The organism is Bacteroidota bacterium, assembly GCA_018692315.1.
In the GTDB taxonomy this organism is placed as follows: Bacteria; Bacteroidota; Bacteroidia; order Bacteroidales; family JABHKC01; genus JABHKC01.
This window is the reverse complement of sequence record JABHKC010000192.1, coordinates 1-15,039: the sequence shown is the minus strand read 5'-3', so window position 1 is coordinate 15,039 and position 15,039 is coordinate 1. Positions and strand designations below refer to the sequence as shown.

Here is a 15,039-nt window from a genome sequence, read left to right as displayed (position 1 = left end):
TGTGTGTCAGATTTGAACTACCACAGATTTTTATTTTTGAGTAATAGCGAGCTATTTTGATGGAATAAAAATTGAGGACGGTCAAAGATGATGTGCAGTTTGGGCTTGTAGTAGAAATATTTATGAATTATTCAGGTTAGGAACAAATTTCAAAAATGCTTTTTGCAATGATTCGACTACTGGAGAACTGAGTTTTGAGTAGTTTGCATTGAGTAATTCCAACATTTGTTTTGCTAAATACTAAATACTAAATTCTCAAAACTCCAAACTCATTCACTTGCTCCTCAAATAAAACTTCATCTTAAAACTTTGTTCGCTGATCATATCCTCCATTTTTTCAAGTTTATCTATTGAATCACCTGAAGGTTTTCTTCCTCCTCCTTGTCGTCCACCTTGATTATTTCCACCTTGTCGTCCTCCTCCTTTGGATTGCATTTTTTCTACACCTTTATGCTCCAGAGCATTTATTGTAAATTTCGAATCTATAGGAATTTGTTTTAGCTTTTTTAAACTAATTGGTGATGCAAAAATCTCTGATAGTGGAATTTGAATTTCGACCAACATATCGGAATTTTCTGCAAGCCCAATATCGAAAGTGAAATTTTCATTTGAATTTTTACTGCGATTTATATTTTCTGATGTTTTCAGAAATCCGTTAATTTCGGCATGATTTGTCCGTAAAAGATAGGTTTGTATCATTTCGTTTTTTATCTGGGCAGTATCGAAAACCGACTTCCCCCTGATAATCCTTTGAGGCAAAAAGTCGATGCTTGCTTTTAGTTTGGGCTTAGATTTCACTTTTATGTAAATTTGAAAACCAGCTTGCATAAATTTCATTTGAGAAATTTTATCAGTCATTGCGAAAATCAGGTATAAATTTTCGCTATCATTTCTGGCTTCGTATAAAACTTTTGAATCAGAGTCCCAATATTTAGGGTTTTTTATCCAGTCTGAATTATCACCATCTATTTTCAAAGGCGTGTCGGTCCATCTCGAACGAACTTCCTGCGAGAAAACCATAATACTTGATACAATTCCTAAGATTACAAAAATTAACTTTTTCATTATTTAAAGTTTTAGTTTAAAACACAATTTCAAGCTGCAAATTTAGTTTTTGGCTGGCAAAGTATAAAATATTATTGGTGAAAAGTTGAAAGTCAGAGAGACTTTAATTTTATACTGTCATATTGGCTTGCTTTTTTGCAAAATACAAAATGCAGTAATTAGTTGAAAATAAAAACTATAAATCCACAAGAGAAAAAATATAGAATTAGTGTAATGACAAAATAGCATATATTTTGATATGTAAAGTGCAAATTTTTCCGCAAAATTCATTTGGTATTTGTTTTGTAATAAAGCCATCGAATTTAATTATAAACTTAAAATTTTGGAGGATATTAAAATGAACTTAGTAAGATTTAACAAACCAGCTTATATGAATGCTTTAGGTACCAAACCTTTTTTCGGATTTTCGGATTTAATTGATGATTTTTACAGAACCGAATCGAATTGTTCGAAACACAACGCTTGTGTACCACCAGCAAACATAATTGAATCGGAAAACGATTTTAGAATTGAATTGTCGGCTCCCGGATTCCAAAAATCAGAATTTAAAATCACTCTCGACAAAAATCTTTTGACAGTTTCGCGGGAAGTTGAAGAAAAGGATAGTGCAAAAGAGACAAAAGAGGAGGAAAACAAATTCTATTCACGAATTGAGTATAATTATTCTGAATTTTCTCGCTCATTCAATTTGCCAAAAACTTTAGATAGTGAAAACATCTCAGCAAATTATGAAAATGGAATACTGTCGATTTCGATTCCCAAAAATGCCGAAGAAGTGAAATTATCACGAGACATAGAAATTTCGTAATAATCCATTCAAAGAAAAGGAGAAAACCACCTGCAATTGTTGTAGGTGGTTTTTTTTTGATTCATTGAAAACTATAATTGTAAAACTCAAGTTTAGCATTTAAAATGGTTATCTGTAATATTTTTGGCAAATAATATTTTCAATTTTAATTCCCAATTTCCAAGTTCGAAATTCCAATGTTAAATTATGGCATCAATTATTTAATATATTCTTAACATAAAGTTTAAATTTGTAAGAAATATTTTATTTCTTTGCACGCTAAAATTTTAAGGCTATGAAAATAAATAGAATGTTGAATTTCAGCATTATAAGTAAGAACGAAAAAGTAAAAAATTTCAAAAAAAAATAAATATATGAGCTACATAGATTTTGATAAAACAAAATTAATTAATCTGGAGTATTCGCTGAGCAAAGAATTAATAAGGTCAAATCGTGCCGGATCCTATGCCAGTACTACAATTGTTGGATGCAATACTCGAAAGTATCACGGATTGTTGGTTTCACCTCTTGAGCAACTCGATGGTGAAAGTCATGTTTTACTTTCATCTTTGGAGGAAACAGTAATTCAACATAATAAAGAATTCAGACTTGGAATTCATAAATATCCAGGGAACATTTACGAACCGCATGGACATAGATATATCAGAGAATTTGAGATAGACCCAATACCTTCGACAACATATAGGGTAGGGGGAGTAGTTTTAAAAAAGGAGATTGTACTTACTCAAAAAGACGAAAGAGTCCTGATCAGATATACATTGTTAGACGCACATTCACCTACTAAAATTAGGTTAAATCCATTTTTGGCTTTTCGGAATGTTCATACTTTGAGCAAATCGAATATGTATGTTCAAAAAAAATGCTTCGATGCAAAAAATGGAATAAAGACTAAACTTTATGATGGTTATCCGTTTTTGTTTATGCAAATTTCGAAGAAAAACGAGTTTGTAAAAGTTCCTCACTGGTATAACGATATTGAATATTTTGAAGAACAAAAGCGTGGCTATGACTATCAGGAAGATTTATATGTGCCAGGATTTTTCGAGTTTGACATTAAAAAAGGAGAAAGTGTTATTTTTTCAGGTGGACTTAGCGAAATCCCAACACACACTCTAAAACAAAGATTTAACAAGGAGTTAGTAAATCGTATTCCACGAGATAGTTTCGAGAATAATTTAAAAAATTCAGCTCAACAATTTTTTATTAAAAAAGGAAATGATACCGAGATAATTGCAGGTTTTCCATGGTTTGGAAGTTGGGCAAGAGATACATTTATTTCGTTGCCGGGGCTAACTTTATCTGTTGGTGATTTCAAAACTTGCAAATCTGTACTTGATACTATGACAAAAAAGCTTAAAGGTTCTTTGTTCATTAATACTGGCTCAGATAATCAAGACAACTATAATTCTGTGGATGCACCATTATGGTATTTTTGGGCAATTCAGAACTATTATCAAGAGATAGGCGCTGCCGATAAAATTTGGAAGTCGTACGGAAAAGCAATGAAAGAAATCCTTAGTGGTTATAAAAAAGGTATAGATTTTAATATCAAAATGCACGACAATTCATTGATCTATTCCGGCGAAACCGGCAATGCTTTAACATGGATGGATGCAATAGTAAATGGGAAACCGGTAACTCCAAGAATTGGTTATGGTGTAGAAATTAACGCACTTTGGTACAATGCAGTAATGTTTGCTTTAGAAATTGCCAAAGAAGTTAATGATCAGGCATTTGTTGATGAATGGACAGATTTGCCTGCAAAAATTAAGAATTCATTTGTTTCTACATTTTGGGACAGCAATAGAAATTATCTTGCCGATTTTGTACACGGGGAAAATAAAAACTGGGATGTTCGTCCTAATCAGATTTTTGCTGCTTCGCTAAAATATTCTCCAATCGATGACGAAATGAAGAATGCAGTTTTGACCGTTGTTGAAAAAGAATTATTAACAGTGAAGGGATTAAGAACTTTGTCGCCAAAAAACCTAAGTTACAAAGGTAGATGCAAAGGAGATTTAATGACACGCGATTTAGCCTATCATCAAGGTTCTGTTTGGCCTTGGTTGTTTGGCCATTTTGCCGAAGCATATCTCAATTTACATGGAAAATCGGGTGTAAAGCTAATTGATAGATACTTAGCAGGTTTCGAAGATGAAATGTCGAATCATGGAGTTGGTTCTATTTCTGAAATTTTTGATGGAGACCCGCCTCACAAAGCAAGAGGAACTATTTCGCAAGCCTGGAGTGTTGCAGAAATTTTACGATCGAAACAATTAGTGAGGAATATTGAACTATAAATTTCTAATTATAAACTTTTCTATAAAAAATATAAAATAATAAATAATAAATTGTAAATGAAAGTATTAATGTTTGGCTGGGAATTTCCGCCACATATAACCGGAGGACTTGGAACAGCCTGTTACGGACTAACAAAAGGTCTTTCGCAAACCGATACTGAGGTTCTGTTTGTTGTGCCAAAAGCCTATGGTGACGAAGACGAATCATATCTGAAATTGAAAGATGCCGGAGATGTAGTTCTTAACAAAAAAATAACTGACTATTATAAAATTTGGGAGAACCTGACGTATATCGAAATAGCATCGAATCTTGTGCCTTATCTTTCGCCAGAGGAGTTTGAAATTGCAAATTCCGAAACAGTTCTGAAGGACGAATTGATGAAAGAAACGACTGTTTCAGAAAAATTTGAGTTTTCCGGAAAATACGGAAAAGACTTGATGAAAGAAGTTTCGAGGTATGCAGTTGTTTCTTCGGTACTTGCGAAACAAAACGAATTTGATGTTATTCATGCCCACGACTGGCTTACTTATCCTGCCGGAATTGCTGCAAAACAAATTAGTGGAAAACCTCTGGTTGTGCATATGCACGCTACAGAATTCGACAGAAGTGGAGAAAACGTAAATAAGCAAGTTTTCGATATTGAAAAACAAGGCATGGAAAATGCCGACAAAGTGATAGCAGTAAGTCATCTTACACGAAAAACAGTTATTGAAAAATATGGAATTGCTCCTGAGAAGGTTGTAACTGTCCACAATGCTGTAGAACCTGTAGAAAGTCAGGTTCATTTGAATATGAAAAAAGGAGTTCCTGAAAAAATTGTTACTTTTCTTGGAAGAATAACTTTTCAGAAAGGTCCTGAATATTTTATCGAAGCTGCATATAAAGTTCTTCAAAAATATGATAATGTGCGATTCGTGATGGCAGGTAGCGGCGATATGCTTAACAAAATGATAAAACGAGTTGCAGCACTCGGAATTGCAACTAAATTTCACTTCACAGGATTTTTGAAAGGCGATGAAGTTCCTCAAATGTTTTCGTTGAGCGATGTATATATTATGCCTTCGGTTTCCGAACCTTTTGGAATTTCGCCACTTGAGGCAATGCGGTCGAATGTTCCGGTTATAATCTCGAAACAATCGGGAGTTTCAGAAATTCTTAATCATGCTGTCAAAATTGATTTTTGGGATATAGATGCAATGGCTGATGCAATTTACGGATTGCTCAATTATAATGGATTATCAGGGATGTTCCGTCAGTATGGAAAAGAAGAGGTCGATAATTTAAAATGGGAAAATGCTGCTGTAAAAGTAAATAGCGTTTACGAATCCGTCGTAAATTGATAATTTTTGATTGTTTATTTTTGATTTAAATAAACATCATACAATTCAACAATGTAAATAAAAAACAAGTAAATAAATAATAAAAATACTTATGAAAACAATATGCTTCTATTTTCAAGTTCACCAACCTTTTCGGTTGAAAAAATATAGATTTTTTGATATTGGAAACGATCATGATTATTACGATGAATATGCAAATCGTACAATTATGAGAAAGGTTGCAGAAAAGTGTTACCTGCCAACAAATAATGTATTACTCGATTTGATAAATGAGTTTGGTAGTAAATTCAAAATTTCGTTCTCTATTTCGGGAACTGCAATTGAACAATTCGAAATGTATGCTCCGGATGTTTTGGAGAGTTTTAAAAAATTGGCTGAAACTAATTGTGTTGAATTTCTTGCAGAAACTTATTCTCACTCGCTTTCTGCACTAAAAAGCAAAGACGAGTTTAACAATCAGGTTGAGCTTCACACAAAAAAAATTAAACAACATTTTGGACAAACACCGAAAGTTTTCAGAAATACTGAGCTAATTTACTCTGACGAAATTGGTGCAATGGTTGGCGAAATGGGCTACGATGCTATTTTGACCGAAGGAGCAAAACACGTTCTGGGATGGAAAAGTCCTAATTATCTGTATTGTAATGCTATAAATCCAAAACTTAAGGTTCTACTAAAAAACTTTAGTTTGAGCGACGATATTGCTTTCCGTTTTTCAAATAAAGCATGGGATTCCTGGCCACTAACAGCCGAAAAATATGTAGATTGGTTAAATTCTATAAACGAAAAAGAAGAGGTTGTGAATTTGTTTATGGACTACGAAACTTTTGGCGAGCACCAATGGGCTGAAACCGGAATATTCGATTTTCTGAGAGCACTTCCAGGAAAGGTTTTCGAATCTACAAACTTTAGTTTTAATACACCTTCGGAAGTTGCCGCCGGACTCGACCCTATTTCTGCGGTAAATGTTCCGTATCCGATTTCGTGGGCAGACGAAGAGAGAGACCTCACAGCATGGCTTGGGAATGAGTTGCAAGACGAAGCTTTCGACAAACTTTATAGCTTGACAGATAAAATCAGCAAAATTGATAATGCTGATATTCAGCGAGATTGGAAATTATTGCAAACAAGCGACCATTTTTACTATATGTGTACAAAGTGGTTCTCCGATGGCGATGTTCATAAATATTTCAATCCATACGAAACTCCATACGATGCATTTATAAATTTTATGAATGTTTTAAGCGATTTTATTGACAGGCTAAAAGCATTCTCAGAAATTGAAAGTGAAGGAAAAAGTACTATTAAATCTCTTGAAGAGCAGATAAAAAAATATCAGGCTGAGTTAAAAAAACTCAAAGAGACAAAAAAATAGATTTCTAATAAACTGAAAATAGCAAAGCAAGGCTCTAAGTCTTGCTTTGTTTGTGTTTATTCCAAAATAAACATATTTTTAGTATCAACAAAATCAGGGCAAGTCATTTTGTAAAAATATGTTCCTGAATTGTAATTTTTTGAGTTGAATTTTATTAAATGATTTCCTGATACAAAAGATTTTGAAATAAGTGTTTCAATTTTTTCTCCCAGAATATTATAAATTGAAATTTCAACATCAGTTTTTTTCGGAACATAAAAGCTGATTTCGGTATTTTCTGAAAATGGGTTTGGTGTATTTTGGTGGAGTATATAGTGGTTTTGTTCTATGCTTTCTATGTTTTGAGCTGTATCGTAGTCAAAAATTGTGAAATCGTCGAAAGCAAAACCATCAGATTCTGGATGACTCGAAGAAATCACAAAACGGAATTTTACATTTGATTCGCCCGCCAGATAATGTAATGAATGACTTGCTTTTTTCCATTCAATATCATTCCCATAACTCCAAGCACCTGTATTTACTCCAAGCATATCTAAATTCTGGCATGTATCATTATACCAATTTCCGGTATCGCCTATTGCACCTACATATTGCCAACTCAATCCGTCATCAGTAGAAGATAGTAGAGCTGAACCTTCGTCAGGATAAACATTTATGATAAAGCTAAATTCAATTATTGGAAGTATTAGATTTGAAAAATCGAAACAAGGACTTTCAACAAAAGAATTTTCGAAATAACAAATGCCGGAAATATTTGTTATCCATACTTTAATTCCTGAAAAAGCAGTATCTATCTGATATTCTGTTGGTACGCCCCATTCCCAGATTGGTTGTTCAGGATTTGTTTTCCAAAATCCATTGTTATTTTCAAAATCTGTAAAATAGGGAAAGTTATCTATTTTTGTTCCTGAGAAAATTGTCGTAAATAAACTGTCGTTATTATTTATTGTATCATTTTGGAACTGTGTCCAGAAGGCTATTTCATAATCATTGGGAGTAGAAAAATCAAAATTGTTTGAAATTGAAATTTCTTGATTATTCCCAGATGAAATTGTACTGTTAACAAGTATTGAATCAATCTGATTTTGTGAAATGCTATAATAAATATAGTAATTTGAAACAGATTGGGATCCAAAATTTCTAACAGAAAGAATTATTGATTCGTTGGATGACAATCCACAGTTTATTTCGTTAGGATATACTAAATCTGTAACTCCAATGTCAATTTGAGTATTTGACTGAAATTGATATTCATAATATCCCATATCAGGAGCTGAACCATAATATTCACTTGAATCTAAATCTAAAATTGTATCTACATTATGTACATAAAAATCTATTCCTGCATCAATGCAAGGAGAATTCCACATAAGCTCATAATTTAGGTTTTGATATCCTGAATATGGTACAGTAGGAATTGGGTAAACAAAATATGGGTCAGCTTGAATATTCTCTTGTAAGAAAATGTTATTTGGTGGTGAAAGATTTCCAATATTTGAATAAGCGATATTAGCAACCCCATCTATATCAAATTGGAAAATATTATCACCATCAGGAATATAATTTCCATAAATGATAGAGTTTAAAATGGTAATATTAGAATTATTGAAAACTGTAGCAGCTTCATAAACATAACAATTATTGTTTGCAATGGTAACATTTATTAAGTAACCTTGTGAAGACGAAAATTTTATTCCCGACAAACTTTGTGCGCCTCCATCATTTCTTACAATAAGGCAATTTCGAAAATTTGTTGTACAATTGCTAAAAAAAGCACCTGCAACATCTTCACTATCGTCGTTACCAACTATTTCAACATTTTTGAAATTAAGTGTTGAGGTTAATGACCAAATACCACCATAATTCCTTGCTCTATTATCAATAATTTTTGTATTTGAAATATTAAAACTATCGGCACTTGAAATAAAAATACCTCCACCTCCACCCATACCTGCTAAGTTGTTTTGAATAATTGAATTTTTTATATTAAATTCTGAGTTATCACTATAAATTCCACCACCATCAACATATGCAGTGTTATCAATTAGTGAAACATTCTGTAGATTAAAATAAGAGTGATTTGCTTCAATTCCACCACCATTTCCATTTCCATTAATATTATCAAAGATTAATACAAATTTTAAATATACATTCGAATGTGTAGAAGTGATACCCTCGTCATTTTCATGAATCTTAGAATTAGTAATCTTTATATTTGAAAATAAACAATAAATTGCACCACCATCCAAAAAATTTGAAAAATTGTCTGAAATATTACAATTATTCATTATTGTATTTGAGTAATTAAAGAAAATGCCAGTTCCGTATTTTAAGCCATTCGATGAATATAATATATTACTCACTATTTTTAAACTATTTAATTTAGGACTTGCACTATCGCAATATATTCCTCCACCAAGATAGGCATCATAATAATTTCCACTATTTGAAGTATAATTCGAATAAAAATACCCACTTCCATTAGTAATTGTAAAACCACAAAGCATTGCAGTTGTATCTTCTTCATTTTCGAAAATTACGCAAGAACCATATTGATTTCCATTTATAATAGTACTGTCAATGTCAGCAGTGTCGCCTGTAAGCAAATAATCTGAAGCAACTACTATATTTTTACCATTGAAATTAATATTTTCAAAATAGCTTCGGGGATGTGCAATTATTGTGTCTCCGTTGTTTGAAGAGTTTATTGCTTCCTGTATGGCATAGTAATTAGTGTTTGTAGTAATATTTTCGACTGTTTGTAGGTTGTTTGCATCATAAATCATAAAATTGTCGAAAGCAAAACCTTCGGAATCGAACCATTGCATTTGGCTGGAGAGAATTAATCGAAATTTTACATTCGATTCGCCGGCAAGGTACTGCAACTCATGGCTGGCATTTTGCCAAATCGATTGTGTTCCATAACTATTCCATGCACCGGTGTTTGTCCCAAAAATATTAAGATTCGAGCAAGTGTCGTTATACCAATTTCCTGTATCGCCTACTGCTCCAACATATTGCCAACTTATTCCTCCATCAATTGACGATTGTAGGGCGGCACCTTCACCACTACCAAGAACTGTAATGAAATCAATATTTATAACAGGTTCAATCAAATTTGAAAAATCGAAACACGGACTTTCAATATACGAATCTTCTAAAAAGATCATTCCTGAAAGATTCGTTGCCCAAACATTGTTTCCGCTGGGTGCAGAGTTTATATCGTAACCATTTGGAGCGCCCCATTCCCAGCTCGATTGTTCGGAGTATGATTTCCAAAATCCTTGATTGATTTCAAAGTCGGTGAAATATGGGAAGTTTTCGATTGTAGTTCCTTGATAGAGCAACACATTTAAAGTGTCGTTTGAATTGATTGAGTCACTTCCTCCATTTGGAAACCCAGTCCATATAAATAAGTCAAAATCATTTGGACCTGAATAGTTTAGAAATTTTGGAGGTGCAACAAGATTATTTCCAGGCATAATAGTATCATTCACGGTAAAATAGCTGTATGAATTACCCATTTTAAAATATAGTGTGAAATTGATAATAGTATCAGAACCAAAATTTCTAACTACTGCAATAACAGAATCCGTTGATTCAAGTCCACAATTCATGCCCACCGGATGTAAAATATCTACGACTCCTATATCAAGTGGAGCATTTGCCTGAAATCCATATTCAAAGTATCCCATATCTGGAGCAGAACCGTTGTATTCACTTGGGTCTAAATCTAAAATTGTGTCTCCATTATAAACATAAAAATCAATTCCTGCATCAATGCACGGAGAGTTCCACAAAAGATGATAGCTTAGGTTTTGATAACCTGTATAAGGGATTGTTGGGATTGGATTTACAAATAGAGGATCTGATTGAATATTATTTTGTGTGAAGATTTGGCTGTTTGGTAACAGGACTCCTATGTCGGAATAAGTAATTTCAGCATTTCCATAAAGATCATATTGGATTATATCATTAAGGTTATTTTCAGCATAATTGTTTTGAATAATTGTGTTTAGTATAAGTATGACGCAAGAATCTAGCAATACACTGGATTCGTAAACCGGACTATAATTATTTGCAATAGTGGAGTTTATAATATAACCTTGAGAGTCGTAAAAAGCTGCGGCAGAATAGCTGTACATATTCCCATCGTTCCTGGCAATCAGGCATTTACGAAAATCGAAAGTGCATTCAATTATTTCGATTCCGGCAATTCCGTCATCGATTTCATTGCCAACTATTTCTACATTCTTAAAATTCAGATTTGAATATATTGCTTGAATGCCACCGCTTCGAAATCCTGAGTTTTCAATTATTTTTGAATTTGAAATATTAAAACTATCTGAATAAGAAATACAGATACCACCTCCACTTCCCGATCCTGCCATGTTGTTTTGAATTAAGGTGTTGTAAATATTAAAGTTTGATTGATAGCAATATATTCCTCCTCCATCAGCATATGAATCATTATTAATTAACGATACATTATTTAGATAATAATCAGAGTGATATGCATCAATTCCACCTCCATTTCCATCAATATAATTGTCTATGATTATTACATCTTCTATATACAAATTTGAATTGATAGAACCGATTCCACCATCATTTTGCTGAATTTTTGAATTGAAAAATTTTACATCAGAAGATGAACAATATATTGCACTTCCTCTATAATAACTTGAATAATTATATGAAATATCACAATTCTCAATAATTGAATTTGAATAATTAAAATATATTCCACTTCCGTATTTATTTCCGGTGGATGATAGTAGTGAATCTTTCACAATTTTTAGAGAGAAAAGCCTGGGGCTTGCACTATCGCAATAAATTCCACCACCGAGATATGCATCAATATAATATCCACTATTTGAAGTGTCATAATTCGGATAAAAATAACCACTTCCATTTGTAATTGTAAAACCTGAAAGCAATGCAGTTGTATCTTCTCCATTTTCAAAAACTACACATGAGCCATTTTGGTTTCCATTTATTATTGTGCTGTCGATATACATTGTGTCGCCAGTTAAGAAATATTCGGAAGCCAAAACAATATTTTTCCCATTAAAATTTATGTTTTCGAGATAAGTCCCAGACTGAGCAATGATTGTGTCTCCATTTGTAGAAGAATCTATGGCTGCCTGAATAGTGCTATAAACTGCATTTGTTGAAATATTCTCAACAGAGTTTTGTGCAATTGTTTTGTTTGTGAAAATAAAAATTGAAAGCAATGAAAGTATAATTACATTTTTCATAGGACTAAGTTTTTAATTAACATTTATATTTTTTGTGTTATTGTCATCATTTTCAACAAATCATTCCAAAATAATCATATTTTTAGTGTCAACAAAATCGGGGCAAGTCATTTTATAAAAATATGTTCCTGAATTATATTTTTTTGAATTGAATTTTATTGAATGATTTCCTGTTGCAAAAGACTTTGATACGAAGGTTTCAATTTTTTCACCTAAAACATTATAGACGGAAATTTCTACATCAGTTTTTTTCGGAACATAAAAGCAGATTTTTGTAGTTTCGGAAAATGGGTTTGGGGTGTTTTGGTAGAGAGCGAATGGTTTTTGATATATTCTTTCAGTGTTTGTTATTATTGCTGTTTCGTATATCGAAAAATTATCAAATGCAAAACCTTCATCCCCTGGATAATAGGGTTGACATGAAATTACAAAACGAAATTTTACATTCGCTTCGCCTGCCAAATTTTGTAAAGTATGACTTGCATTTCTCCATTGGATTTGAGAGCTATAGTAAAACCACGAACCGGTATTTGTCCCAAATATATCTAAACTTGAGCAGGTATCATTATACCAATTTCCTGTGTCGCCCATTGCTCCAACGTATTGCCAGCTTGCTCCATCATCTATAGAAGATTGTAGAGCTGTACCATCTTCAACATCAATATCTAAAATAAAATCAAACATGATAACTGGGAGTGTCAGATTAGAAAAATCAAAACATGGACTTTCGATGTATGATAATTCCATAAAAATGTCATTTGACAAATTTGTTGCCCAAATATTTGTTCCACTCGGAGCAGAGTTAATGTATGAACCATTTGGTACTCCCCATTCCCATGAAGCAGATTGAGAACTTTTTTTCCAAAATCCATTGTTGGTTTCAAAATCTGTAAAATATGGAAAGTTATCTATTTCTGTTCCTGAAAAAATTATTGTAGTTAAGCTGTCATTACTATTTATTGTATCGCCAAGAAGTCCTGTCGATGCGCATAATTCATATTCGTTGGGAGTAGAAAAATTAAAATTGTTTGAAAGCAGAATTTCCTTATTTGCTCCAGGTAAAATAGTTTCATTTACAGGATTTAGGGAATAGGGAGATTGTGATATACTGTAATTAATATTAAAACTTGTAACAGTATCCGAACCAAAATTTCTAACTAAAACAATTATTGAGTCGAATGATGATAATCCACAATTCATACCTGTAGGATATATTAAATCTGTTACTCCAATATCAATCTGAGTGCTTGGCTGAAACTGATACTCGTAGTAGCCCATATCTGGAGCAGAGCCATAATACTCACTTGGATCTAAATCCAAAATCGTATCGCCATTATAAACATAAAAATCGGTTCCTGTATCTATGCAGGGTGAATTCCCCAAAAGATGATAACTAAGGTTTTGGTATCCTGAATAGGGGACAGTTGGAATAGGATTAACAAAAAATGGGTTGGTTTGAATATTTCCTTGAGAGAAAATGTTATTTGGAGGCGTAAGATTTCCTATATTTGAATATGCAATATTTGCAGGACCATCTAAATCGAATTGAAAACTATTAGAATTGTCGATTAAATAATTACCGTAAATAATAGTGTTCAGAATAACAATATCGGAAGTGCTGAAAGTTGAGCCTGCGCTAACATGACAATTATTATTTGCAATAGTAGATTTTATAAGGAAACCTTGAGAGTTGTAAAAAGCAATTCCAGACGGATTTTGTGTCTGATTATCGTTTCTGACAATCAGGCAATTACGAAAATCGACAGTACAATCATATATTAAGGCACCGCTTATTCCATCCCATGATTCGTTTCCAATTATTTCAACATTTCTAAAATTTATATTTGCATCGTATGCCCCAATTCCTCCATCATAAAATCCAGAATTTTCATATATTTTTGTATTTGAAATATTAAAACTATCTGAATAACTAATCGCTATTCCACCTGGACCAGTTCCAGCTGTATTATTTTGAATTATTGTGTTATTAATATTAAAATTAGAATTAACGCAAGATATTCCTCCTCCTGAGAATCCAAAATTGTTAAGTATCCTAACATTTTCGATATTTATATTTGAATAATTGGCTTGAATTCCACCACCATATGAATCATTGGAATTGTTTGAAATAACAGCATTTTCAATATATACATTCGAAGAGTTAGAAAACAATCCACTTAAACCAAGATTATCGATGATATTAGTTTCAATTATTTTCAAATTTGAATTTAGGCAATAAATTGCACCAGAACCTAAATAATTAACTCCATTGTATGAAATATCGCAATTTTCGATAATTGAATTTGAATAATTTAAATATATTCCAGCACCATATTTATATTCATAAGATGAAATTAGTGAATCATTTACTATTTTCAAGAAAAATAATTTTGGGTTTGCACTATCGCAATAAATTCCACCACCAAGAACAGCATCATAAAATACATTTCCACTGGAAGATGTGTCATGATTTGGATAATAATATCCACTACCATTTGAAATGGTGAAACCACAAAGCATTGTTGTTGAATCTTCTTCGTTTTCAAAGATTACACAACTTCCGTTTTGGTTTCCATCAATTATAGTATTTTCAATGTGATTTGTATCGTTGCTGAAAAGATATTGCGAAGCCAGAACAATATTTTTCCCATTGAAATTTATGTTTTCGACATAAGTTCCAGGCTTGGCAATAATTGTGTCTCCATTTGTAGAAGAATCTATGGCTACCTGAATAGTGCTATAAACTGCATTTGTTGAAATATTCTCAACAGAGTTTTGTGCAATTGTTTTGTTTGTGAAAACAAAAATTGATAGCAATGAAAGTAAAATTACATTTTTCATATGACTAAGTTTTTAATTAACATTTATATTTTTTGTGTTATTGTCATC

General features: G+C 32.4%; 7 protein-coding genes. 4 read left to right on the top strand and 3 right to left on the bottom strand.

Annotated elements, in window-relative coordinates; genetic code table 11:
- Positions 1–273: 273 nt before the first annotated feature.
- Positions 274–1,065, bottom strand: a complete 792-nt coding sequence (locus HN894_14400) for a hypothetical protein (protein MBT7144514.1) — start codon at positions 1,063–1,065, stop codon at positions 274–276.
- Between the two features lie 337 nt (positions 1,066–1,402).
- Between HN894_14400 and HN894_14395 the strand changes: the two genes are divergently transcribed.
- From HN894_14395 to HN894_14380, 4 genes are all read left to right on the top strand, one after another.
- Positions 1,403–1,873 carry an Hsp20/alpha crystallin family protein gene (locus HN894_14395; GenBank protein MBT7144513.1) on the top strand — a complete coding sequence of 157 codons (471 nt, stop codon included), beginning with the start codon at positions 1,403–1,405 and terminating at the stop codon, positions 1,871–1,873.
- A 353-nt stretch (positions 1,874–2,226) separates the two neighbouring features.
- Positions 2,227–4,173, top strand: a complete 1,947-nt coding sequence (locus tag HN894_14390) for an amylo-alpha-1,6-glucosidase (protein ID MBT7144512.1) — start codon at positions 2,227–2,229, stop codon at positions 4,171–4,173.
- A 57-nt stretch (positions 4,174–4,230) separates the two neighbouring features.
- Complete coding sequence (locus HN894_14385; protein ID MBT7144511.1) at positions 4,231–5,514, top strand: glycosyltransferase family 4 protein; 1,284 nt, start codon at positions 4,231–4,233, stop codon at positions 5,512–5,514.
- Between the two features lie 91 nt (positions 5,515–5,605).
- A complete protein-coding gene (locus HN894_14380; GenBank protein ID MBT7144510.1) occupies positions 5,606–6,889 on the top strand; it encodes a polysaccharide deacetylase family protein in 1,284 nt (427 codons plus the stop codon).
- Between the two features lie 56 nt (positions 6,890–6,945).
- Here HN894_14380 and HN894_14375 read toward each other — a convergent pair whose 3' ends face one another.
- Both HN894_14375 and HN894_14370 read right to left on the bottom strand, forming a co-directional pair.
- Positions 6,946–12,150 (bottom strand): T9SS type A sorting domain-containing protein, encoded by a 5,205-nt coding sequence (locus HN894_14375; GenBank protein MBT7144509.1) that lies wholly within the window; start codon positions 12,148–12,150, stop codon positions 6,946–6,948.
- Between the two features lie 60 nt (positions 12,151–12,210).
- On the bottom strand, positions 12,211–14,991 hold the full coding sequence (locus HN894_14370; protein MBT7144508.1) for a T9SS type A sorting domain-containing protein: 2,781 nt from the start codon (positions 14,989–14,991) through the stop codon (positions 12,211–12,213).
- Positions 14,992–15,039 lie beyond the last annotated feature (48 nt).

Excerpts from the sequence above, each read along its gene's own strand:
- HN894_14370 (MBT7144508.1), bottom strand. The coding sequence starts at position 14,991 with ATGAAAAATGTAATTTTACTTTCATTGCTATCAATTTTTGTTTTCACA.
- HN894_14380 (MBT7144510.1), top strand. The coding sequence starts at position 5,606 with ATGAAAACAATATGCTTCTATTTTCAAGTTCACCAACCTTTTCGGTTG.
- HN894_14385 (MBT7144511.1), top strand. The coding sequence starts at position 4,231 with ATGAAAGTATTAATGTTTGGCTGGGAATTTCCGCCACATATAACCGGA.
- HN894_14400 (MBT7144514.1), bottom strand. The coding sequence starts at position 1,065 with ATGAAAAAGTTAATTTTTGTAATCTTAGGAATTGTATCAAGTATTATG.
- HN894_14375 (MBT7144509.1), bottom strand. The coding sequence starts at position 12,150 with ATGAAAAATGTAATTATACTTTCATTGCTTTCAATTTTTATTTTCACA.
- HN894_14395 (MBT7144513.1), top strand. The coding sequence starts at position 1,403 with ATGAACTTAGTAAGATTTAACAAACCAGCTTATATGAATGCTTTAGGT.
- HN894_14390 (MBT7144512.1), top strand. The coding sequence starts at position 2,227 with ATGAGCTACATAGATTTTGATAAAACAAAATTAATTAATCTGGAGTAT.